This window comes from Streptococcus thalassemiae (genome assembly GCF_903645285.1).
In the GTDB taxonomy this organism is placed as follows: Bacteria; Bacillota; Bacilli; order Lactobacillales; family Streptococcaceae; genus Streptococcus; species Streptococcus thalassemiae.
On sequence record NZ_CAHJXN010000001.1, the window covers coordinates 474,983 to 499,046 of the forward strand.

Below are 24,064 nucleotides of genomic sequence, written 5' to 3' on the forward strand. Positions count from 1 at the left end.
ACGCTTAAAGAGTATTGTATTAAAACACGTGACTCTAAGAATAACAGCAGTAACTTAAATTTATACTCTTCGAAAATCTCTTCAAACCACGTCAGCTTCACCTTGCCGTACTCAAGTACAGCCTGCGGCTAGCTTCCTAGTTTGCTCTTTGATTTTCATTGAGTATTACCTTACAAGAAGATATTTTGAAATCAAAAAAAGTTGAGACATAGCGTCTTCAACTTTTTTACATTACTTTAACTACTGATTAAAGTGAGTTTACGTCAACTTTGATACCAACACCTTGAGTAGTTGTGATAGTCAAGTTTGTTACGTAAGTTCCTTTAGCTGTAGCTGGTTTTGCTTTTTGAATTGTTTCGTTGAAAGCTTTGAAGTTTTCAACCAATTTTTCAGCTTCAAATGATACTTTACCGATGATTGCTTGAACGTTACCTGCACGGTCAGCACGGTAAGTAATTTTACCACCTTTAGACTCTTCAACTGCTTTAGCAACATCCATTGTTACAGTACCAGTTTTAGGGTTTGGCATCAAGTTACGTGGTCCAAGGACACGTCCAAGACGTCCAACAAGAGCCATCATGTCAGGTGTAGCGATAACTACGTCGAAGTCCAACCAACCATCGTTGATTTTAGCAACAAGGTCATCTTCACCAACAAAGTCTGCACCAGCAGCTTTTGCTTCTTCAGCTTTTGCACCACGTGCGAAAACAAGAACGCGTGAAGTTTTACCTGTACCGTTTGGCAATACCATTGCTCCACGGATTTGTTGGTCAGCTTTTTTAACGTCGATGTTCAAGTTGTAAGCAACTTCTACAGTTGCGTCAAATTTTGCAAAGTTAGTTTCTTTTGCAAGTGCTACAGCTTCTTCTACGCTGTATGCTTTTGTGCTGTCGATTTTCTCAAGAGCAGCACGAAGTTGTTTGCTTTTTTTAGCCATTTTCTATTCTCCTTGTAAGTGGTTCAATCGATTTTCATCTCCCACGTCACTCCTCGAAATGATGAAGTCTTGCGGGTTTTCAGTCTATTACTTTCTTTTTCCTACGGCCTTAAGTTCCCTTGCTGTACCCAAGTACAAGCATCAGTCACTTGCCTAGTATGAAAAGTAACTAATAGACTGCTGTGAGATTTTCTACTGTGTTATTGATTAGTCAACAACAGTGAATCCCATAGAACGAGCAGTACCTTCGATCATACGCATTGCAGACTCTACGTTTGCTGCGTTCAAATCTGGCATCTTAGTTTCTGCAATTTCTTGTACTTGTGCACGAGTAACTGTAGCAACTTTAGTTTTGTTAGGTGTACCTGATCCTTTTTCAACACCTGCAGCTTTTTTCAAAAGAACAGCAGCTGGTGGTGTTTTAGTGATGAAAGTAAATGATTTATCTTCGTAAACTGAGATAACAACTGGAATGATCATACCAGCTTGGTCAGCTGTACGAGCGTTGAACTCTTTTGTGAATCCCATGATGTTGATACCAGCTTGACCAAGAGCAGGTCCAACTGGTGGAGCTGGTGTAGCTTTACCAGCAGGGATTTGCAATTTTACAAGTTTTTCGACTTTTTTAGCCATTTTTAAATCCTCCTTTGTGGTTTTGGCGGTAATTAGAGATTTTTACCTCCCACAAGTATGTTTTTCACATACCCATCTATTATACACTATTTATCTGGAATTGCAAGAGAAAAGTTTATTTTTTAATCGACGTAATCTCCGCCTTCAAAGCCATAGTATTCTTCCAAACTGAGACCACTCTCAGCAATTTCTTTAGCTTCTTTTCCGACATAACGAAGGTGCCATTCCTCAGCCATATAGCCTGTTTCTTTTTCCTTACCTTTGAGATAACGGACAACAAAGCCATAATCAGCAGCATGATCCAAGAGCCATTGAGCCGCTTTTTCTTCTGTTACTAAATCACCATCAGTCCCAATAACATCAAAGGCCAAGCCAGTTTGGTGTTCGCTATAGCCAGGACGAGCAGAGTAACGGTCAGCTGCTGCTTTCCCATCTTGATTAACATAATCTTGGTAGAGCTTGGTCTGAGTTTCATAACTTCTAAAACCACTATAATGATCACTAATTGGGAAACCTGCCTCTTGCATCGCTTTGATGAGTTTAACCAACTCAGCCTTGGCTGTTGGATTTTCCCCTGGATTGTAGTCTTTTGACAATGGGTAGTGTTTGTTGGCTACGATGATTTCATCGTATTTTCCTTGGATGCTGTAGTAGTCTCCTTTATTGACCACTTCTGCTTTCTTCTGGGCAGCTCCTTGAGACTTACTTCCTACTGTTCCATCAGCTTTGGCTGTCTGTTCTGTCTTAGCTTCTCCATCTTCATTTTTTGCTTTTTCTTGTGAACAAGCTGCTAGACTCAAGGCTAGCAAGGCTGTCAAGATAAGGTATCTTTTTTTCATTTCTACTCCTTTATTTCTAATAGGTTATCTACTTCTGACGATAAACATTCGACTAATCTTTTAATCTCATCCGTTTTTACTTGGTATGTTTCTGCTGTCATTTCTTCAAAGGGAACCCACCAGACTGGACCACGACCTTTAAGACCGTGGCCATTCATATCACCTGTCCGTCGTGGAAACAGATGCCAATGAAGATGGGCATCGCCATTTCCTAGCAGTTCGATATTCATTTTCTCAGCAGCAAATGCCTTGGCAACTGCCTCTTGGACTAGACTCATTTCTTCGAGAAAACGGAGTCTTGTTTCCTTTTTCAAATGGTGCAATTCGGTGACATGTTCCTTGGCTAGAAAGAGACTATAGCCTGCAAAATACTGGTGGTCTCCAACCACAAGATAGCCTGTTTCCAACTCTTTGACAAAATAGGGATTTTCTCCCTTCTTGATGAGCTCAATTCTCTGGCAAATCAAACACATATTAGTCTACCAATGCGCTCTTAAGATAAGCATCGACCATTCGTTCTGTTGCGACCACCGAGTCAATATGAGTACGCTCATAAGAATGACTAGACTCGATACCAGCACCGAGAAGGGCGTGTTTGACTTCTGCCCCTGCAGACATAGCCGCTGAAGCGTCTGAACCATAAAATGGATAGATATCGAGCTTAAATGGAATACCTTGCTCTTTAGCCAAAGCAACCAAATGTTGACGGAAGTCATAGTGATAAGGGCCTGAAGCATCCTTGACACAGATAGACACTGTATACTCATCTGTTTGCTGGTCATCTCCCATAGCTCCCATATCCACAGCCAGATATTCTACTACCTGATCAGGAATATTAGAATTAGCCCCATGCCCCACTTCTTCAAAGACTGAAAAAGCAAAATGGGTTGTTACGGGCAATTCAATCTTCTCTTCCTTATAGATACGAAGGAGCTTAAGCAAAATCGCTGCGCTGACCTTGTCATCCAAATGACGAGACTTGATAAAACCTGTCTCTGTCACGACGGTTCGTGGATCAAAGCTGATAAAATCACCGACCTCAATACCAAGAGCACGAGTTTCTTTTTCACTGGTTACTTTGGCGTCCAAACGCACTTCCATATTATCCTGCGTGCGTTCTGCAGTTCCTGCATCCTTATAGACATGGCAAGAAGTTTGGTGGATGAGGATGGTTCCTGATACTTTTTGACCTGTGCTAGCCACATGAACGGTACAGTTTTCACCTTCAATCATGTTCCAAGGAAAACCACCGATACGGTCCATTTTGAGACGACCGTCTGGTTTGACTGCACGGACAATGGCCCCCAGCGTATCCACATGGGCAGTCACATAGCGATGCTCTTCATCATTTTGACCTTTAATGGTCACATTGACACCACCCTTAGCTGTGCGAACCGGCTGGTAACCAAAAGCTTCTAGAGTCTTGACTAAATAGTCCGAAATCTCACGAGTGAAGCCTGTTGGCGATGCAATGGCTGTTAGTTCTTTGATATATTCTACTGTTTGATTCATTTATTTACCTCTTTTGCTACCTATTATAACACATTTATCATCGGATAAAAAAAGAAAATCACTCCTGTAGACTTGGCTACAAAAGTGATTTTATACTCAATGAAAATCAAAGAGCAAACTAGGAAACTAACCGCAGGTTGCTCAAAACACTGTTTTGAGGTTGTAGATGGAACTGACGTAGTCAGTATCCTACACATACGGCAAGGCGACGTTGACGCGGTTTGAAGAGATTTTCGAAGAGTATTAGTGATTATTCCATTTCAAAAACATCACTTTCCTGCTTGTTTGGTAGAACCAATGAGAGCAAGATTCCGACAACGGCTGGTACTAACCATGGGAGTGATGCCTTGGCAAAAGGAAGAGCATTGACAAGGTTTGCAAGAAACTCAACCTTAAATGAGCTTCCTAGTACGCTTGCAATGGCAATAGCTGTAACAACAGCAATTGTCAACTGCATACCTGGTTTTGAAAGGGCAACAAATTTGTTGACAATGACAATCATAACGATAGCAATCGTGATTGGGTACAAGATAACCAGTACAGGGATTGAGTACTTGATAATCGCATCAAGACCCAAATTGGCAATAGCAAATCCAATCAAGGTAAAGGCCGTCGCATAAACCTTATAACTGATTTGTGGGAAACGCTCATTAAAGAACTCAGCTGTTGACACAATCAAACCAACTGTTGTTGTGAAGCAGGTTACGGTAACCATAGCTGCAAGGAAGAGTTGAGCTGTTGAGCCAAAGATTTCTTGAGTGGCTTGTGACAAGATGTAAACACCTGGTGTTCCACCCTTCATCGCCTCAGCTGGTACCGGGAAATGATTTCCAAGGAAACCTAAACCGATATAAAGAGCGCTGAAGGCAAGGGCAACAACGATACCAACCACCCAAATAGTTGAAATGTATTCTTTCTTACTTGAGAAACCAAGTTGTTTCAAGGTTTGAACAGCAATCACACTAAAGGCAACTGAGGCAAGGGCATCCAAGGTATTGTAACCTTCTAGGAAACCTGTACCAAAAGCAGAAGCTTGATAAGCAGCTGAAGCAGCTTGAGGACTTGTTCCACCGTATTTGAAAGCTCCCAGAACAACCAAGATAACAATCAAAATCGCAAATACTGGCGTTAAAATACGTCCAATGCGGTCCAAGATTTTTGATGGATTAAGTGAAATCAAATAGGCTGCCGCAAAATACAGAACCGTAAAGACAATCAAACCAAGACCTTTATTTGCATCCGATAAAAGGGGGCTAATCCCTACTTCGTAAGCTGTTGTAGCAGTACGTGGGATAGCAAAGAATGGACCGATTGACAAGTAAAGAACTGAGAGGTAAAGAGTCGCAAACCAAGGCGCTATCTTTGTTGAAATCTCGTAGATATATCCTTTAGGATTTAGCGTTCCAATAATAAGTGTCAAGACGGCGATACCGACACCTGAAAAGACAAAACCTGCGATAGCAGGAAGAAAATGTTCTCCAGATAGAGCACCTAGAGAAGGCGGAAAAATCAAGTTCCCCGCACCAAAAAATATTCCAAACAGGAGTAAACCTGTTAAGGCACCTTTTTTAGCCATGAAAATCTCCTTCATATTTATAAAATACTGACCTAGTATATCATGAATAAGAGTATGAAAAAAGCTTCACGAAGTAAATATTGAATGTTTTCAAGATTCTTAAAAATAAGAATTGTCTAAAAATAAAATCCCCTACCCAGTCCACACCAAGTAGGAGAAATTCTTACGTTTAGAGTTCTTCAAAGGCGGTCATTCCACCTTGGACATTGATAACATCATAACCTTGTTCTGATAGGAATTGGCAAGCACGCGCTGATCTCATTCCAGATTTACAAATAACATAATGTAACTGATCCTTGTCCAACTGATCATAGATATCGTCTAATTGACTCAGAGGAAGATTCTGAGCGCCTTCTAAGTGAAGAGCTTCAAACTCATCCACTTCTCTCACGTCTACTAGAGAAAGTTGGTCATTTTGGTAAAGCTGGTAAAATGCGTCAAAGGCTATTTCTTTCATTCTTTTTCTCCTAATACTCTTCGAAAATCTCTTCAAACCACGTCAGCGTCGCCTTACCGTAGGTATGGTTACTGACTTCGTCAGTTCTATCCACAACCTCAAAGCAGTGCTTTGAGCTGACTTCGTCAGTTCTATCCACAACCTCAAAACAGTGTTTTGAGCTGACTTCGTCAGTTCTATCCACAACCTCAAAGCTGTACTTTGAGCAGCCTGCGGCTAGCTTCCTAGTTTGCTCTTTGATTTTCATTGACTATAAAATGGTTTTAATTCTTTTTTTCAAGTCTGGCACCACTTCTGACTCAAACCAAGGATTTTTGGCCATCCAGATTTGATTTCGCGGCGAGGGGTGAACTAAAGGAAAATACTCTGGCAAGTAGTTCTGGTAATGTTTTACCCTTTCTGTCACCTTGCCACTGACTTTCTCCTGTAAATAGTAGGCTTGGGCATATTGGCCGATCAAGAGGGTCAACTGGATATCGGGTAATTCTTGCAAGAGCTGTGGATGCCATTTTTCAGCAAAGCCTGTTCTCGGTGGCAGGTCACCTGACTTGCCATGTCCTGGAAAGTAGAAATCCATAGGCAAGACAGCAAAATAGCCTGAATTGTAAAAGGTATCTTCATCCACACCGAGCCAGTCCCGCAAACGATCACCACTTTTGTCCTTCCAGTAAAGGCCTGCTTCTTGGGTTTTAAGACCAGGCGCCTGACCGATGATATTGATGCGAGCAGTTTTTGGCGCTGCAAAAAGAGGCTCAATTCCGCGTTCTGTATAGATAGCATTCTGTGGATCCGCCATAATAGCTTTCTTGATTCTTTCGATTTGAGACATCTACTTTCCCTCCAAAAAGAAGTCTAAGCATAAGATCTCAGACTTCTATCGTTTTATTTGATCAATTCGTAAATAGCTTCGGCATAGATTGCTGCTGCTCGGAAGAGATCGTCCAAGGCGATAAATTCATTGGCTTGGTGCATGGTATCAATTGAGTCTGGGAACATGGCACCGTAGGCAACTCCGCGTTCGAGCAAACGACCAAAGGTTCCACCACCGATAACTTGCTCGTGACCTTTAAGTCCAGTTTGTTTTTCATAGACATTCAACAAGGTTTGCACAAGTGGATCTTCCATTGGCACATAGTGAGGGGTATGACCGTGTTCAGAAAGGCTAACAGAAGCAACTGGCAAGTTTTCAAGGATTGACTTGATTTGTTCTGGACTTGTTCCTTTTGGATAGCGGATATTAAGGGCAATGGTATTATCAGCGCTTGTTTCATCAAAGCGGAAGACACCGGCATTCATAGAAAGGGCACCCATCTTTTCATCCACATGAGCAATCTTGAGATTTTCACCCTCATGATCGTTCAAGAGAATTTTACCAGCGATGTCAAGGTAGTCTTTGGCTGGACCAGCAAAGTCAAACTGACTAAGGAAGAGGGCAAGGTAAGTCGCACCATTGACACCTGAAGCAGGCATAGCACCGTGGGCTGATTTACCAATGATGGTAACCTTGTACTGACCGTTTTCTTCTTGGAGTTCTACTCTAAGTTTGTGTTCTGCAACAAAGGCATCTAGTTTAGCTTGCAAGTCAGCCAAATCACCTGAAACGACTGCTGTTGCTGATTCTGGTACCATGTTTTCACGCAAACCACCTGTGAAGCTGTGAAGACGGGCAGCACCTGTATTTTCTCCTGCAAAGTGGAGGTATTCCGTGATATTTCCTTTTTCACCGTTGATGATAGGGAATTCAGCATCTGGAGAGAAACCGAAGTCGGGTTTTGCAAGTCCTACGTGCTCAAAGTAGTAGTCCATGTCTGCCCAGCCTGATTCTTCGTCTGTTCCAACGATGAAGCGAACTTTCTTAGAAGTTGGAAGACCCAATTCTTTGATGATTTTCAAACCATAGTAACAAGCTGTTGTAGGTCCCTTGTCATCTGAAGCCCCACGCGCATAAAGGCGACCGTCTTTGATAGTTGGTGTGTAAGGGTCTGTGTCCCAGCCGCTACCAGCTGGAACCACGTCCATATGAGCAAAGATGCCGAGAACTTCTTCTCCATCACCAAACTCAAAATGTCCTGCGTAGTTATCAACATTTTTAGTTGGATAACCATCACGGTCTGCGATTTCAAGGAATTTTTCCAAGGCTTTTACCGGCCCAGGTCCAAATGGATGCTCAGCATCAACCTTGCTGTCATCACGTTCAGAGTTGATTTCCAAAAGGCTAAACAAGTCAGCCAAGAGGTCTTCTTTACGTTTTTCTACTTCTGCTGTAAAATCAATTGCTGTCATTTCTTTCTTCTTTCTATCTTTTCTCGATGATTTCATCTACTGGTAAGCGGTAGCTTGGTTCCAATTTCTCGTCTGTGTAACCCACTGTAATTAAGAGTTCTGGGCGGAAGCGGTCTTCAATTTCCAAAATCTCATTGACTTTTGATTTGTCAAAACCAAGAATCAGATTTGATCCGATTCCTTGGTCTGTAAGAGCCAGAACCAAGTTCATAGCAACCAAACCTGCATTGAGGGCTAGGTAGTCGCTGACTTGTTGTTCATTATAACGGGCAAATTCAGCTGGCAAATTTTTCATGAAGTATTGAAGTTGTTCTTCTGAGAAATTGTTAGCACCACCAACTCGGGCAATCTTACGAGCACGTTTAGCCAAATCTGTGTCTGTAAACAAGGCAATAGTTACAGGCGCTGATGATACCTGTTCAAAGTTGGAACCGTAAGCCAATTTTGCTAGTTCGGCATTTTTCTCACGAACCACCACAAATTTCCAAGGCTGGCTGTTGTGGGCGCTTGGTGCCAAGGTTGCAATTTCGATAGCCGTACGTACATCTTTTGGATCAACAGGCTTGTCAGTGAAATGCTTAGTCGCATGACGTTTTTTGTTTAATTCAAGAAATTTCATAATCGATTTCCTTTTCTAATTCTACTGCTTCCATTCTACCATATTTTGAAAGAGCTTGCAGATATTTTCCATGATTAAGTTTTTTTATCACAGCCATAAAAGATATATATTGGTGCATCAAGACAGTTTCTGATAAACTAGCAAGTACTTTACATTTGAATGGAGACATTATGAAAAAATTTAGCCTTTTACTAGCTATCCTACCATTTTTGGTTGCCTGTGGGAATCAAGCCACACCCAAAGCAACCAACTCTCAAAAGACAATCGTCGTTGCTACAGCTGGTGATGTGCCACCATTTGACTACGAAGACAAGGGCAATCTGACCGGCTTTGATATTGAAGTTCTAAAAGCAGTAGATGAAAAACTCAGCGACTACGAGATTCAATTCCAAAGAACTGCTTGGGAGAGCATCTTCCCAGGGCTTGATTCTGGTCACTATCAAGCAGCAGCCAATAACTTGAGTTATACAAAAGAGCGTGCTGAAAAATACCTCTATTCACTTCCCATTTCAAACAACCCCCTCGTCCTTGTCAGCAACAAGAAAAGTCCTTTGACTTCACTTGATCAAATTGCTGGTAAAACAACGCAAGAGGATACCGGAACTTCAAACGCTCAATTCATCAATAACTGGAATCAGAAACACACTGACAATCCCGCTACTATCGATTTTTCTGGTGAGGATATTGGTAAACGAATCCTAGACCTCTCTAACGATGAATTTGATTTCCTAGTCTTTGACAAGGTATCAGTTCAAAAGATTATCAAGGATCGTAGCTTAGACCTTTCTGTGGTTGACTTGCCTTCTGCTGATAGCCCCAGTAACTATATTATTTTCTCGAGCGACCAAAAAGAGTTTAAAGAGAAATTTGATAAAGCGCTCAAAGAACTCTATCAAGACGGAACCCTTGAAAAACTCAGCAATACCTATCTAGGTGGTTCTTATCTCCCAGATCAATCTCAATTACAATAAGATATATTAAAAACGATTGGACCAGTCAATCGTTTTTAGTTTGCATTGGTTATTTTAGGAAACTTTTACAAAAAATCAAAAAAATCCTTCACATCCTCTACATACCTATGCTTTTCTATTAAGCTGGCTAATAGTTCCAGATTGTGCCCCTGATAGTTATCTTCACGACGTAGTTCTTCATACATTTCGATAAAGGGAAGCCCTTTGGATTTGGCCAATTCCAACTCCGCTTCATAGTCATAAGCGACTTTACGAAATTGGATATTGACCAATTCCCCATCTTCAACTTCTATCACGGCATACTGGGCACGGTGATTTTTTAACGCCTCCCAATTAAAATAGGGCATGCCAATCGAACCTGGATTGATGATTTGTTGCCCTTGACTGCCATAACGAAGCAACTGCTTGTGAACATGACCATAGACTGCCACGTCCGTTTCCTCATCTAGTAGTTGGTCAAATTTCTCTGTATCATTCTCAACTAGCAAGTCACCACCATAGTTCTTATTTGGCAAATTATGAGAGATAGAAAAGCGCAATCCGTCAATTTCTTTCTTTTCCAGCAAAGGCAAGCTTCGTAGCCAGACAATCGTTGCAGGATCCATTCGCTCCATCAAAAACTGGGTCATGCGCATTGACTGGATTTCTTTCGGATGTTCCAAACCATATTCACCATCCAAGGCCTCAAGGATACGATCATCCCAATTGCCTCGAACACTGGCTGTGATAGGAAGGTCCTTTAGCAGGGCGACTAAGTCATTTGCGCCTGGACCAGGAAGAAAAATATCTCCCAGAAGCCAGTATTCACTGACTCCTTGATTTTTAGCATCTGCAATCACTGCTTCTAGCGCCGTCGCATTGCCATGAATATCTGATAAAATTGCGATTTTATGGTTCATGATGGTCTCCTTCTGTTTGGTATTCTACACTTTCTTCCGCCACTTGAGGCAAGGTTTCTGTTTCCTGCGGGTTCAACTTCTTCTGCACAGCTTCTGCGACTGTTCTTGGCACCCCAACTTCGACAATCTCATCCACACTGGCTTCCTTGATTTTAGTTAGAGACTTGAAATGCTTCATAAGATTTTGCTTGCGTTTAGGTCCCAGCCCTTCAATTCCATCCAGTTGTGATGAAAAAGAATTTTTGGAGCGCAGTTGGCGATGGAAAGTAATAGCAAAGCGGTGGACCTCGTCTTGAATACGTTGGAGGAGGAAAAATTCCTGAGAATTGCGAGACAACTCCACCACCTCAAGCGGATCTCCAAAGAGCAATTCATGGGTTTGGTGCTTGTCATTCTTTTGCAGACCTGCAATGGGAATATCCAAGCCAAGTTCTTCTTGGATGACCTGCTTGGCGATATTGACTTGACCTTGCCCCCCATCAATGACAATCAAATCTGGGGGAGTCAAACCGTCACGCTGTACTCGACCATAACGCCTGCGAATGACCTCTCGCATACTGGCATAATCGTCTGGCCCAACCACAGTCTTGATTTTATACTTACGGTAATCCTTCTTACTAGGCTTTCCGTTAACAAAGACCACCATAGCCGAAACAGGACTGGTACCCATGATGTTGGAGTTATCGAAGGACTCGATGCGAACTGGAGTCGGAATTTGGAGCAAACGTCCTAGATTTTCAATAGCTCCTTGGGTCTTTTCGACAGATTTTTCTAGCAGATTGAACTTCTGCTCCAGACTAACACGGGCATTTTTTATAGCTAGATTGACCAGTTGTTTTTTCTCTCCACGTTGAGGTTTGAGAATCTTGGTATCCACCAAAGCCTTGACAGCTTCTTCATCGATATCCTGCGGAATCAATACCTCATTAGGAACTAGATGAGATTTTTCTTGATAAAATTGTCCCACATAGGTCAAAAAATCTTCATCCGGATCATTGTAGTAGGGGAAGAGGTTAACATCTCGTTCGATGAGCTTGCCCTGACGGACAAAGAAAACCTGAACACACATCCATCCCTTGTCCACATAGTAGCCAAAGACATCACGATTTTGGAGATCCTTAGCCATGACCCGTTGCTTGGTTCGAAGCGTTCCAATAGCCTGAATTAGGTCACGGTATTCCGCCGCACGTTCAAATTCCATAGTCTGAGCTGCCGCTGCCATTTTGCCCTTGAGATCATCAATGATTTTGTCATCCTGCCCTTTCAGAAACTCAGAGACCTCCTGAGCCATAGACTTGAAATAAGCCTCATCTTTCTTACAGATGGTGTGGGCCATACACTGGCCGATATGGTAGTAAAAACAGACCTTAGACGGTGGATTGGTACACTTGCGAAAAGGGAAAATCCGATCCAGAAGTCGCTTGATTTCATTGGCTGCCCCCACATCTGGATAAGGTCCAAAGTAGAGACCGCCGTCCTTTTTGACCTGACGAGTGATAATCAAGCGAGGATAGCGCTCATTAGTGATTTTGATGAAGGGATAAGACTTATCATCCTTGAGCATGATATTGTATTTAGGCTTATTTTCCTTGATCAGGTTGATTTCTAGGAGAAGTGCCTCAATATTAGACTCCGTAACGATAAATTCAAAATCTACAATTTCAGACACCAAAGCCTCTGTTTTGGTATCATGACTTCCACGGAAATAGGACCTCACGCGGTTACGCAGATTTTTAGCCTTTCCTACATAGATAATGGTGCCGTTTTTATCCTTGTGAATGTAACAACCAGGGCTGGTCGGCAAGAGCTCTAGTTTTGATTTAATCAAGTTGTTCATAGTTCCATTATAGCAAAAAAGTAGGGAAAGATAGTTCCCTACTCACTAGTCTCATATAATTTTCGAAGTCTTTCAACATCCTCTTCCTGAATACCATAAAAGGAACCTGCTGGTTGCATCACAGACTTCTCATCGGTATGGTCCAAGCCAATCGCATGCCCCAACTCATGTTCTGCCGTATGGACAATGCGCTCATAGGAATAGCCATAGTTTGGATTGGACAAATAATAATGATTCAGGCGCACCGTTACAGACAAGAATTGCCCTGTTAAGAGATTGGTCTGACTTTCCGCCTCTCCTGCCACAGGAGTGTTTCCGTTGTTCATCTCAGTAGCCAAGATATCCGCCGTGCTGGACTCAGTCACGAGTTCAAAATTAAAAGCACCAGTTTGATTCCAATTCTGGATTGCTTCTAAATAAGCTTCTTGAAAGCGTGAATCCATCTGGGGATCCAAGTAAATACGAGCAGAGGCCTGTGGCCACCTTCCTTCAGAGTGTTGATGACTATCTGTCTGGCTTAACTTAGGCAGTTGCCCTGTTCTTTCCCATTGGTCGATACTTTGTTGACCAATCTTGACTGACCGCTCTGCTTGCTTTAGCGCTTCTTGAAAATCTCCGTTCAAATACCAGAGAAGTCCGAAAGCAAGCGCACATAAGAGCACAACTATCCAAACCAGGCGCCAAAACAAACGCCACACAAAAGAAGAGAAAGCCCCTATCAAACGAAAAAGCCAGCGCATGCCTCTCCACCTTTCTAGCAAATAAAAATTATTTTACTAAAAGAAGCTGAAAGAAAGCTAAATACTGGCTTTTTCATCTTAACGTCCTAATATTTTTTTGAATAACTGAATAGCTTTGTATTTTAAAGGCGATGGATGATAACGGAAAGTTCCTGCTTTACGTACAATATAGCCATTAAAATTTTGTTTAAAACGCAAAACACCATCACTACCATCAAAAATCCCTTGAATGCCTAGGAAGTTGTATTTAGGTATTCCACGTTTTATGCTTTCCAACATAACATATTTTTGAAGCAGTGCAGGGGCATAGAACTTATTAAACTCAGTGTAAGAACCACTAAAGAGATAAGTCGTTTCCTGAGGCATATAAACAAATAAACTCCCGGCTAAAACAATATCTTCTTCTCCATATTTTTCAATCAAGTCTCGCGCTTCTGCTTTTCGAACTTCAAACGTTTCAAATTGACTAGAATATTCTCTCAGTTGATTTTGTTTTTTCTCAGAATGAGGATTTTTACTCAAATCAAGTCGCAACTTGTCCAAGATTTCTTCTAGTTTACTTTGTTCACCTTGCAATTTGCTCATATAGTCCGAAAAATTTAAGCTTGCTATGAGAAACTCCGCTTGTTCTCCAAATGAATCATAAAAGTGCTCATAATATTCTAAACTTTTATCACTATATTCTCTACGTTCAGAGGTTTCTTTAGTTATATTCTTAAAACTCGATAGTTCTTCACGTTTTAACTTTTTCAACCGAATACCAAACGTTTCAGCTTTTTTCACCAAAGGTTTACCCTTTTTACTAAAACTTTTAAGTAAATTCGTTTCAGTTAATTCAGTCAAATCTTTATAGTATAACCAATCTGGTTCTCCACCTGGATAACCTCTTGTCAATCCATCAAATTGATAACCTAAATCAGTTAAACCTTGAATGATACTTTTTTTCTCAGCATCTATTGGATTACCTTCACTATCAAAAGTTTGATAAGTTTCATAAGGTTTTACAAGCAACTCTAATACACCATTTTGCTTGGCATATTCTTTTAACTCCGCATAAAAAACTAGAAGAGCATCTTGTTGGGTATAAATCGGCCCCGAATTGAGCTCCATATGAAGACCACCTAGCATTGGTAAACTATAAACCAAAGCTGCAACTTGAATTTCTCCTTCTTGTTTTAAAGCAAGATAAACAATTTGAGCTCCTCTTTTTTCTAGCAAGTCACCCATCTGGACAGATTGCATAAAGGAACGAGAAGAAACCTGATCAGAATAAATCTGAAACTCTTCTTTGGTGAGTGTTGTTAGTGCCATATACTTACTTTCTATGTTTTTTTCTTAATGTTTTACGGAAATCAAGAGCAAGTCTTAACAGAGGATAGAGAGGATGGGTAGGCATTGTAAATTCACCCAAATATTCTTCAATCGTTGGATTAAATTTTTCCTTAAAATGATAAAGACCACCATTGAGAGAGTTTTCAACACCACCTAAATTTTGCCACAACATACCTCGCTCAAAGGCATAGCGAGCCGTTTCATACCAAGTTAAAATTGGTGCATTGTAACGTTTAAAATCATCATCCATACCAGCATATAGATTGACAGAGGTAATACCAAATTCCAAACTCAAAGTAGCCGCTAACGGAATGTTTGATTTTCCCATATTCATATATCCCTGCAAAAAATCTATTTCCTCTTCTAAACGTTCTTTTTCTTTTATATTTTCCTGAATTTTTGAAGGTTTGGTGGCATCATTAAATTTTTCTGCAACTACTCTATTTTTTTCTAACTGTTCTTCTAATTCTCTTAAACGCTTAGAAACATCCAAACTCGTTAGCGTGATATAGGAATCTTCTTTGAAGTTATCTAATAATTTTTTATAATAAGCTTCGTTTCTTAAATGAATCTCTTTTCGCTTCTCAGTTTTTTTCATCAACTCCGAAAATGAATCTAATAGTTCCAGTCCACCATATTGAATTTCAAGCCCTTTGTTTCGTGCTGTTCGGATAGCTTGCCTCGTTGATTTAGAAAGTTTATCTTCTTCAAAATTTTCCTTATATATTTTCGCCTGAATACGAGGCTGAATGGTGTCATCCATCTCGGTTGTCCGCCCAGACCATTTCACTCCTAATTGTCCTAAAATCTCAACAATAGCAAGATTTTCAGGATATTCTCTTTTATCTTGATTGACCAAATGTTGGGATAGACAAATACTTGGATCGAAAGTCACAAAAACCGCTCTCTTACTGCGAGCATAAGACTTAATAGACTGCAGGACAAACTTTAAAAGTTCTATATCCCTGTAATCCAATATAGGACCTCTTGGAATATAAAACATTTTATAGCCTAAAGGCAGAGATTTTATGAGAATACTAGCCACAGCCAGTAAGTTCTCCCCTTCATAGACACCAATCCTCTCATGATTCCAATCAGATTTCACTTTTTCCCAAGCACTACTTTGTAATATATTAGCTAATTCATGTTCTTTGACAAACTGATCATATTCTAATGTGGGAATGCCAATTTGATAACGGTACATTTCCTACTCTCTTTCCTCCAGTATCTTATTACTATTCTACTACTTTCGTTTGAAAAGTCTAGTGAAAACAGACTTCCATCATTGTTTTAAAGCCAAGAATAACTATAAATAGTGGTTCATTTATAAAAAACTAAATCAATCTCTCTTCTAATTTGAAATCGATTGGAAGAGTTGCTAAGAACAGTTCCAATTGTTTTTCCCAGTAGTACCACTCGTGAGTTCCAGCACTATGGCTATAGGTCACATCAAAACCTAGTTTTTTGAGATTTTTCACTGCTAGATTATTGGCTTCATACAAGAAATCCTGCTCGCCACACCAAGCCCACAGCTTGGTCTTTTTATCCGATTTTTTAGCCAGACTTTCAAGCGAATAGGGACTAGTTGTCCAATCTTTAATCTCTCCAAAAACACCTCTCCAGTAAGCTGGTGTCCCCAGATTTTGGCTTTCAGGAGAAAAATCTTGAAAACTAAGGGCGCCTGAAAAGCTAGCTGCACGAGAGAAACGATTTGTAGCAAGAGCCAGTTTAAAACAGCCGTAACCTCCCATAGAGAGACCAGCGATAAAGGTCTTTTCACGCTTGCTAGTCATATTAGGGAAGAAGCGTTTCAGAACCTGTGGCAATTCCTCTGCTAGAGCTGTGTAATAGTCAAAACCATACTGGGTATCGGTGTACCAACCATTGCTGGTATTAGGCATGACAGCGATGAGATTAGTTCCTCGAAGCAATCGTTCTACGTTGGTCCGCTTGAGCCAACTATTATGATTGCCAGACATCCCGTGCAAGAGGTACAAGACAGGGATATCTTTACACTCTGGTTCTTCCACTCGATTGGCATCAGGGTAGAGGACATTCACCCCCCACTCCATATCCAAGACTTGTGAGTAATACTCGATTTTCATTACTGCCATGATTTTCTCCTTCTATTTTCCGATAAGAAAAAGCCGAAATTCGACTTTCTCTCTGTTTATTTCAAAGATTATTTTGCTTCCATGACTACTGGTAAAATAGCTGGACGACGCTTGGTTTGGTCAAAGAGGTACTTGGTCAGATTATCACGAACCTTCCCTTTGAGGTCTGCCCAGTCAAAGTCATCTCCTTGCAGATAGTCTTCTACCGTTTGGTTAATCAATTCTGAACTTTCACGGAGAATATCGCGACTCTTCTTGAGATAAACAAATCCACGCGTGTGAACACGAGCCTTGGCCACAATTTTCTTCTCACGACGGTTAACGGTAATTGCGACGATGAAAATACCATCCTCTGACAAGACCTTACGGTCACGAAGAACCACATTTCCAACATCACCTATGGCATTCCCGTCAATCAAGACATCCCCTGCCGAAACTGCTCCAGCTGGGACAAAGTCTCCATTCTCATAAGCCATGCTGGTTCCCTTTTTAGGAATGAAAATGCGTTCTGGCAGCATCCCGACCGCCATAGCAGCCTTAGCATGAGCATCCAACTCGCGGTATTCCCCTTGAATTGGGAAGAGATACTTAGGTTGCAAGAGATTGATCATCAACTGCAAATCACGCGCATTTCCGTGCCCTGATACATGTAAACTTTGGGTAATCAATTTGACAACCCCTCCTGCCTGATAAATCATATTTTCCACACGCGCAACGAAGGCTTCTTTAGCAATAGACGGAGCCGTAGCAATATAGACCAGGTCCCCATCCTTGATTTCTACATAACGATGGCGACCAATCGACATCTTACGAAGTCCATTGATAGGTTCACCCATACGACCTGTCTCAAGAATAATCAACTCATGGTCTTCAAAGCGAGACATATCTTTCGGCTTAATCAAGAGAATTTCGTTGGCTAAAGACAACTTCTTGAGACGAATCGCTGTGCGGACGATATTTTCAATATCAAATCCTGTCAAGACGATACGTCGACCTGTTTTATCCGCAGCGTCAAAAATCTGCTGGATACGAGAAAGGTTACTGGAAACAGCTGCAACGATGATACGACCTTCCCAGTCAGCAATGGTTTGGGTAATTTCATCTCTAACTTCACTTTCACTAGCCACCTGAATATTGCTGTCCGCATTGGCCGAATCACTGAGGAGAGCCAGGACGCCGTCACGACCGATTTCTGCCAAACGAGCGAAGTCTGTCGCATAAGATTCACTAGCTGTCTGGTCAAATTTGAAGTCACCTGTATAAACGATGCTCCCTTCAGCTGTCTTCAAGACAATTCCCAGGCTCTCTGGAACGGAGTAAGTCGTAGGGAAGAAGGAAACCACTGTCCCACCAAAATCAATCTCCGTATCTTCATCAATAACATGAAAATCATTAAATTTCTTGACTGCGTCATTTCCTTTGACAAAGAGTTTTGCCAACTCAATGGTCAACTCAGAGCCAAATACAGGTACCTTGGCTTCAGCCAAGAGATAAGGCAGAGCACCAATAGCATCTGCATGTCCGTGAGTTAAAAATACCCCAGCAATTCGATCTTTATTTTCAAAAAGGTAGTCCATCTTTGGAATCACCACATCGACCCCTAATTGTTCATTTTCGGGATATTTTAACCCTGCATTCAAAACAAAAATGGACTCTCCAATTTCAGCAATGTACATATTTTTCCCATTTTCACGTACACCACCAAGTGTTGTTAAACTAATATTACTCATTTTTCCTCCAAAATCTTAGTTTATCTTGATTATAGGGTTGCTTACCCTCTTATTCTAAAAGCACTATTACTGTTAGCCGAATCTTTTCCTACCATTATACCATTTTTTTGATGATTTTCAAAATGAAGATTTGTTTTCAAAAAAGAGCTGGTTTCCCAACTCTTTCCTATGATCTACTCTTTTTCCATTAAAAAGTCATAAATTTCTTGCACGGTACCCAGCGCCATCATTTCTTGGTCTTTGACGGTTTGTTTGAGATTTTGGTAAATCTGACTTTCTCCGATTTCTCTCTTTGGCGCTTCTTTATTGACTGTCATAACCCCATCTTTGATCGTCACAAAGCCTAGTTCTTTAAAGACTTGAATCATCTTAACCAGCAAGATTTGTTGGATATTGAGATAAGCAGCCAAATCCTTGAGCTTGTAGCGAATATCAAACTCTGGAAACTGGTAGATAGTCTTGTACAATTTGGCAAACTGCTCTCTAGTCCCATAGCCTGTCAGATAGTAGGCCTTGTCAATATCATTTTTGAAATAGACAGCGGAAAAATTCTGTTTCTGAAAAATGGTCTTCAGCTGAGTAATATCCTCAGGAATGGTTTTCACGACAATAGCTTCACTAGCCGCCAGATTTGGCACTTCTCCAGCAAAATCCAAGATTGGAACCCCTTCTGGTAAGACTGCATTTTTCCCACGGATGTTAAAAAGTTGAACACCCTCCACACGCGCATCCACCATCATCAACTGCAGGGCAGTTTGGCCATTCCATTGGTTGACAGACAATTTAACCGCCAATTCTAGATTTTTGGTTTGAGAAAACTCTGTCGCCCATCTGCCTTGGCCAAAGGCCACCACTTCAAAACTAGCCTCACCCTTAGAAATTTTCAGTTTGAGATGGGCATTGCCTGCCCCCATGGTACGGGCACTTTCGACCTGAAAATCCTTGATATAAAAGACAGGTTTCTGATTGTCCATTCCAAAGGGAGCTAAACGTTCAAAACTTTTGACCGTTTCTAAGCTAAGTGTCTCCAAATCCAGTTCTTCATCTAGATTTAACTTGTTCTTGCCAGCAGCATCCGCTCCTTTTTCACGGACATAATCTTCCAAAACCTGAGATAAATCTGAGAGTTTCTCCACTTCCAGCGTCATTCCTGCTGCGCCAGCATGGCCACCAAAGGCGATGAAGAGGTCGCGATGGGGATCTAGGGCTTCAAAAATATCGACCGCTTCCACACTACGGGCACTACCCTTGGCACGACCGTCCTCTATATTGAGAACGATGACTGTCTGCCCTAATTCTTCCAACAAACGACCAGCGACGATTCCCAGAACCCCAGGATTCCAGCCTTCCTTAGCCAAGACTTGGACCTTCTTCTCAGGGTCCACCATGGTCTTAGCTTCTTCATAGATAGACTGGACAATTTCCTTGCGCTCTTCATTTTTCTGATGAATCATAAGGGCAATCTCGTGAGCTTCCTCATCATCAAAGCCAGTCAACAAATCAATGGCTGGATTAGGATCATCCAAGCGCCCCAAGGCATTTAAACGAGGGGCAATCTGGAAACCAATCGTTTCTTCTGTTACTTCGTTGGTAGCAATCCCAGCCATATCCAGCATTTCTTGTAAACCAATACGCTGAGTGTGTCCCAACATTTCCAAACCATATTGCACCAAGATGCGGTTTTCATCCGTCAAACTCACCATATCAGCAATGGTTCCGATAGCAACCAAATCAAGCAGTTCCACTTGCACTTCTTCTAACAGGGCACAAGCCAGCTTGAAGGCCACTCCACAACCAGCCAAATATTTGAAAGGATAGTCCGCATCTGGATGTTCAGGATGAACGATGGCATAGGCATCTGGCAGGGTTTCAGGCATGGAATGATGGTCAGTCACAATGACATCCACTCCCATAGACTGGGCCAATTCAATAGCCTCATGACCAGCAACCCCATTGTCCACCGTCACAATCAAGGAAATTCCTTCTTGCTCGATAAAGTATTTATAGACACTAGCATTAGGACCATAGCCATCGGTAAAACGATTTGGCAGGTAAACACGGCACTCAGCGCCAAGCTGTTCCAAACTTTCCTTAACAATAGAAGCCGAAGTCATACCATCGGCATCATAATCACCGTAAACGAGGATATTTTCCCCTTCTTCAATGGCCTGACGAATCCGTTCCACTGCCTTGTCCATATCATGGAGCAGATAAGGGTCATGCAAGTCCTCCAAGGAAGGTTCTAAAAACTTCTTCAGACTTTCTTGGTCCTGAATCCCTCTTTCAAATAATAGCCGAGCCACCTCAGGACCCAGTCCAGCCTTCTTGGCTATCTTTGTAAAATCCGCATCTTCTACCTGCGGGGCAAACTGCCATTCATAAGTAGGTGTTATCAAAAAGACATCCACTCTTTCTAAGAATTCTATTGCTTCATTATAACATGATTTAGGCTTTTTCTCTATCCAGATTGCTTTTTTATAAAATTTTAGTGAATTTTTTCAGATATGATTTGACAAGGCAATTCTTTTGGTGTAGAATCGTGTTATAAAATCTAACACAAAGGAGATTCCTTATGGCTTTAGTAGAATTTGAACACGTTGAAAAATATTACGGAGATTACCATGCACTCCGTAACATCAATCTCCGTTTTGAAAAAGGGCAAGTTGTTGTACTCCTAGGCCCTTCTGGTTCTGGTAAGTCCACTCTTATCCGCACCATCAATGGTTTAGAGGCTGTCGACAAGGGAAGTCTTCTAGTAAATGGTCACCAAGTTGCTGGTGCCAGCCAGAAAGATTTGGTGCCTCTTCGTAAGGAAGTCGGCATGGTTTTCCAACATTTTAACCTCTATCCGCACAAAACAGTGTTAGAAAACGTAACACTTGCACCTATAAAAGTTCTAGGAATTGATAAAAAAGAAGCTGAAAAAACAGCCCAAAAATATCTGGAATTTGTAAATATGTGGGACAAGAAAGATTCATATCCAGCTATGCTGTCTGGTGGACAAAAGCAACGGATTGCCATTGCACGTGGACTCGCTATGCATCCGGAACTCCTTCTCTTTGATGAACCAACATCTGCCCTAGACCCTGAAACCATCGGCGATGTTCTGGCAGTTATGCAAAAATTGGCCCACGATGGTATGAATATGATTGTCGTTACCCATGAAATGGGCTTTGCCCGTGAAGTTGCGGATCGCATTATCTTTATGGCTGATGGAGAAGTTTTGGTGGATACGACAGATGTTGATGACTTTTTCGACAATCCAAGCGAACCTCGTGCCCAACAATTCCTCAGCAAAATCATCAACCACGAAAGTGACAAAGTCAAATAAGGAGGCGTCTATGAAAAAGAAATTCTTTTTATCCGCATTATTGATTAGCCTTTTCGGCCTTGCTACTGCAAAACCAGTTCAGGCTGATACTAGTGTCGCAGATATTCAAAAAAGAGGCGAGCTAGTTGTCGGTGTCAAACAAGACGTTCCCAATTTCGGTTACAAGGATCCCAAGACAGGAACCTATTCTGGTATCGAAACGGACTTGGCCAGGATGGTAGCTGATGAGCTCAAGGTCAAGGTTCGTTATGTGCCGGTTACCGCACAAACCCGTGGACCGCTCCTAGACAATGAACAGGTCGATATGGATATCGCAACCTTTACCATCACAGACGAACGCAAAAAACTCTACAACTTTACCAGCCCTTACTACACAGATGCTTCTGGATTTTTGGTCAATAAATTTGCCAAAACCAAAAAGATTGAGGACCTAAACGGCAAAACCATCGGAGTCGCCCAAGGTTCCATCACCCAACGCCTGATTACTGAACTGGGTAAAAAGAAAGGTCTGAAGTTTAAATTCGTCGAACTTGGTTCCTACCCAGAATTGATTACTTCCCTGCACGCTCATCGTATCGATGCCTTTTCCGTTGACCGCTCGATTCTGTCTGGCTACATCAGCAAACGCACAGTACTACTAGATGATAGTTTCAAGCCATCTGACTACGGTATCGTTACCAAGAAATCAAATACCGAGCTAAACAATTATCTCGATAACTTGGTTACTAAATGGAGCAAAGATGGTAGTTTGCAGAAACTTTATGACCGTTACAAGCTCAAACCATCTAGCCATACCGCAGATTAAGGAGGATACCCCATGACAGATTTATCATCTTGGACAGCCTATTTTCAGGATTTTGGACAATTTTTCAATGGTTTCCTCTTCACTCTTGCCCTAGCTATCGGATCCTTTATCCTCGCCATGGTTTTAGGCATCTTCTTCGGAGCCATGTCAACCAGCAAACGTCCGATTTTGCGCATTTTATCTCGCATCTTTGTGGAGTTTTATCAAAACACTCCCCTCTTGGTGCAGTTTGTTATCGTTTTTTATGGCCTACCTCTTATCAGTGATCATATCATCATGATTCCAATTTATTGGACAGCCGTTCTCTGCGTGGGACTCTATCACGGCGCCTATATCGCTGAGGTTATTCGCTCAGGGATTCAGTCTATTCCTAACGGTCAGATGGAGGCCGCCTTGTCGCAAGGTTTTACCTATATCAGTGCTATGCGTTTGATTATCTTGCCTCAAGCCTTCCGTATCATTCTCCCTCCTTTGACCAACCAAATAGTCAACCTCATCAAGAACACCTCTACAGTCGCTATCATCTCTGGAGTGGACTTGATGTTTGTGACCAAGTCTTGGTCGGCACTTAACGGAAACTACATTCCAGCCTTTCTAGGCGCTGCCCTGCTCTACTTCTCTCTCTGCTTCCCTGTTGCCCAGTTTGGTCGCAAGATGGAGCAAGCCAACAAAAAAGCCTATTCACTTTAGGAGGTTACTATGGAATCCATTTTAGAAGTTTTGACCCCAGATAACCTAGTCTTTATCTTTAAAGGATTTGGCTTGACCCTCTACATTTCACTGATTGCCATCTTCCTCTCTACCCTTATCGGGACAGTGCTAGCAGTTATGAGAAATGGGAAAAATCCTGTCTTACGTATCATCTCCAGCATTTACATCGAGTTTGTGCGCAACGTTCCCAACCTTCTCTGGATCTTTACTATCTTTTTAGTTTTCAAGATGAAATCCACTCCAGCAGGTATTACAGCCTTTACTCTCTTTACATCAGCGGCCCTAGCTGAGATTATCCGAGGCGGTCTCAATGCCGTAGACAAGGGACAGTACGAAGCAGGAATGTCACAAGGATTTACTTCTGCACAAATCCTCTACCACATCATTCTCCCACAAGCTATTCGCAAAATGCTGCCAGCCATCATTTCTCAGTTTGTAACCGTGATTAAGGATACCAGTCTTCTCTACTCTGTTATCGCCCTACAAGAACTCTTTGGAGCTAGCCAAATTCTCATGGGCCGTTATTTCGAACCAGAGCAGGTCTTCAGTCTTTATATCCTGATTGCCCTCATCTACTTCAGCTTTAACCTAGCAATTTCGAGCCTATCTCATATGCTAGCAACACGTTGGCGACAAGCTGCAGAATAAACAGCCACTCTCCAGTTCATTGGAGAGTTTTTTGATGAGAGTAGATATTTATAGACCTCAATTTGACACCATACATTTTCTATGATAAAA

General features: G+C 41.7%; 25 protein-coding genes. 6 read left to right on the forward strand and 19 right to left on the reverse strand.

Features of this window, described 5'->3' with window-relative positions:
- Positions 1-247: 247 nt before the first annotated feature.
- From rplA to HWX15_RS02475, 5 genes are all read right to left on the reverse strand, one after another.
- Positions 248-937, reverse strand: coding sequence for a 50S ribosomal protein L1 (gene rplA / locus HWX15_RS02455; RefSeq protein ID WP_001085675.1), 690 nt, complete (start codon positions 935-937; stop codon positions 248-250).
- Between the two features lie 207 nt (positions 938-1,144).
- Entirely contained in the window at positions 1,145-1,570 is a 426-nt protein-coding gene (gene rplK, locus HWX15_RS02460; protein WP_001085807.1) for a 50S ribosomal protein L11, read from the reverse strand.
- Positions 1,571-1,692: 122 nt separating this feature from the next.
- Positions 1,693-2,409, reverse strand: a complete 717-nt coding sequence (gene ldcB, locus HWX15_RS02465) for an LD-carboxypeptidase LdcB/DacB (RefSeq protein ID WP_175880170.1) — start codon at positions 2,407-2,409, stop codon at positions 1,693-1,695.
- A 2-nt stretch (positions 2,410-2,411) separates the two neighbouring features.
- Entirely contained in the window at positions 2,412-2,882 is a 471-nt protein-coding gene (locus tag HWX15_RS02470) for an HIT family protein (RefSeq protein ID WP_175880171.1), read from the reverse strand.
- Position 2,883: 1 nt separating this feature from the next.
- A complete protein-coding gene (locus tag HWX15_RS02475; protein WP_175880172.1) occupies positions 2,884-3,921 on the reverse strand; it encodes a M42 family metallopeptidase in 1,038 nt (345 codons plus the stop codon).
- A gap of 99 nt (positions 3,922-4,020) precedes the next feature.
- Between HWX15_RS02475 and HWX15_RS10145 the strand changes: the two genes are divergently transcribed.
- Complete coding sequence (locus HWX15_RS10145) at positions 4,021-4,146, forward strand: hypothetical protein (protein ID WP_303048041.1); 126 nt, start codon at positions 4,021-4,023, stop codon at positions 4,144-4,146.
- 25 nt (positions 4,147-4,171) lie between these two features.
- Here HWX15_RS10145 and brnQ read toward each other — a convergent pair whose 3' ends face one another.
- From brnQ to HWX15_RS02505, 6 genes are all read right to left on the reverse strand, one after another.
- Positions 4,172-5,497, reverse strand: coding sequence for a branched-chain amino acid transport system II carrier protein (gene brnQ / locus HWX15_RS02480; protein WP_033685412.1), 1,326 nt, complete (start codon positions 5,495-5,497; stop codon positions 4,172-4,174).
- 169 nt (positions 5,498-5,666) lie between these two features.
- Positions 5,667-5,954: a rhodanese-like domain-containing protein gene (locus HWX15_RS02485; protein ID WP_175880173.1), complete on the reverse strand. Its 288-nt coding sequence runs from the start codon at positions 5,952-5,954 to the stop codon at positions 5,667-5,669.
- 10 nt (positions 5,955-5,964) lie between these two features.
- The gene (locus HWX15_RS09845; RefSeq protein ID WP_138705978.1) at positions 5,965-6,201 is read right to left on the reverse strand and encodes a hypothetical protein; all 237 of its coding nucleotides are present in this window, start codon (positions 6,199-6,201) and stop codon (positions 5,965-5,967) included.
- Positions 6,202-6,204: 3 nt separating this feature from the next.
- Entirely contained in the window at positions 6,205-6,783 is a 579-nt protein-coding gene (locus tag HWX15_RS02495; protein ID WP_175880174.1) for a uracil-DNA glycosylase family protein, read from the reverse strand.
- A 53-nt stretch (positions 6,784-6,836) separates the two neighbouring features.
- A complete protein-coding gene (gene pepV / locus HWX15_RS02500; protein WP_175880175.1) occupies positions 6,837-8,237 on the reverse strand; it encodes a dipeptidase PepV in 1,401 nt (466 codons plus the stop codon).
- A 13-nt stretch (positions 8,238-8,250) separates the two neighbouring features.
- Positions 8,251-8,856: a nitroreductase family protein gene (locus HWX15_RS02505; protein ID WP_084927756.1), complete on the reverse strand. Its 606-nt coding sequence runs from the start codon at positions 8,854-8,856 to the stop codon at positions 8,251-8,253.
- A 170-nt stretch (positions 8,857-9,026) separates the two neighbouring features.
- On the opposite strand from HWX15_RS02505, the gene HWX15_RS02510 reads away from it, so the two are divergent.
- Positions 9,027-9,827: an amino acid ABC transporter substrate-binding protein gene (locus tag HWX15_RS02510; protein ID WP_054436152.1), complete on the forward strand. Its 801-nt coding sequence runs from the start codon at positions 9,027-9,029 to the stop codon at positions 9,825-9,827.
- A 65-nt stretch (positions 9,828-9,892) separates the two neighbouring features.
- On the opposite strand, the gene HWX15_RS02515 is transcribed toward HWX15_RS02510, so the two are convergent.
- From HWX15_RS02515 to recJ, 8 genes are all read right to left on the reverse strand, one after another.
- Entirely contained in the window at positions 9,893-10,726 is an 834-nt protein-coding gene (locus HWX15_RS02515) for a metallophosphoesterase family protein (protein WP_055387832.1), read from the reverse strand.
- On the reverse strand, positions 10,716-12,563 hold the full coding sequence (uvrC, locus tag HWX15_RS02520; RefSeq protein ID WP_050225226.1) for an excinuclease ABC subunit UvrC: 1,848 nt from the start codon (positions 12,561-12,563) through the stop codon (positions 10,716-10,718). Before uvrC ends, HWX15_RS02515 begins: the two co-directional genes overlap by 11 nt.
- Positions 12,564-12,601: 38 nt before the next feature.
- A complete protein-coding gene (locus HWX15_RS02525) occupies positions 12,602-13,303 on the reverse strand; it encodes a M57 family metalloprotease (RefSeq protein ID WP_175880176.1) in 702 nt (233 codons plus the stop codon).
- A 78-nt stretch (positions 13,304-13,381) separates the two neighbouring features.
- Positions 13,382-14,614 (reverse strand): peptidoglycan bridge formation alanyltransferase MurN, encoded by a 1,233-nt coding sequence (murN, locus tag HWX15_RS02530; protein ID WP_175880177.1) that lies wholly within the window; start codon positions 14,612-14,614, stop codon positions 13,382-13,384.
- A gap of 4 nt (positions 14,615-14,618) precedes the next feature.
- Positions 14,619-15,839 (reverse strand): peptidoglycan bridge formation alanyltransferase MurM, encoded by a 1,221-nt coding sequence (locus HWX15_RS02535; protein WP_175880178.1) that lies wholly within the window; start codon positions 15,837-15,839, stop codon positions 14,619-14,621.
- 130 nt (positions 15,840-15,969) lie between these two features.
- The gene (locus HWX15_RS02540) at positions 15,970-16,749 is read right to left on the reverse strand and encodes an alpha/beta hydrolase (protein ID WP_175880179.1); all 780 of its coding nucleotides are present in this window, start codon (positions 16,747-16,749) and stop codon (positions 15,970-15,972) included.
- Positions 16,750-16,817: 68 nt separating this feature from the next.
- Positions 16,818-18,479, reverse strand: a complete 1,662-nt coding sequence (locus HWX15_RS02545; protein ID WP_000065626.1) for a ribonuclease J — start codon at positions 18,477-18,479, stop codon at positions 16,818-16,820.
- A gap of 173 nt (positions 18,480-18,652) precedes the next feature.
- On the reverse strand, positions 18,653-20,875 hold the full coding sequence (gene recJ / locus HWX15_RS02550) for a single-stranded-DNA-specific exonuclease RecJ (protein ID WP_175880180.1): 2,223 nt from the start codon (positions 20,873-20,875) through the stop codon (positions 18,653-18,655).
- Positions 20,876-21,051: 176 nt separating this feature from the next.
- Between recJ and HWX15_RS02555 the strand changes: the two genes are divergently transcribed.
- From HWX15_RS02555 to HWX15_RS02570, 4 genes are read left to right on the forward strand one after another with little or no spacing between them, the layout of a single operon-like run.
- A complete protein-coding gene (locus HWX15_RS02555) occupies positions 21,052-21,810 on the forward strand; it encodes an amino acid ABC transporter ATP-binding protein (RefSeq protein WP_112445076.1) in 759 nt (252 codons plus the stop codon).
- 10 nt (positions 21,811-21,820) lie between these two features.
- Positions 21,821-22,615 (forward strand): transporter substrate-binding domain-containing protein, encoded by a 795-nt coding sequence (locus HWX15_RS02560; RefSeq protein WP_175880181.1) that lies wholly within the window; start codon positions 21,821-21,823, stop codon positions 22,613-22,615.
- Between the two features lie 12 nt (positions 22,616-22,627).
- Positions 22,628-23,305 carry an amino acid ABC transporter permease gene (locus HWX15_RS02565; RefSeq protein WP_175880182.1) on the forward strand — a complete coding sequence of 226 codons (678 nt, stop codon included), beginning with the start codon at positions 22,628-22,630 and terminating at the stop codon, positions 23,303-23,305.
- 9 nt (positions 23,306-23,314) lie between these two features.
- Positions 23,315-23,974 carry an amino acid ABC transporter permease gene (locus HWX15_RS02570; protein ID WP_175880183.1) on the forward strand — a complete coding sequence of 220 codons (660 nt, stop codon included), beginning with the start codon at positions 23,315-23,317 and terminating at the stop codon, positions 23,972-23,974.
- Positions 23,975-24,064: the final 90 nt, after the last annotated feature.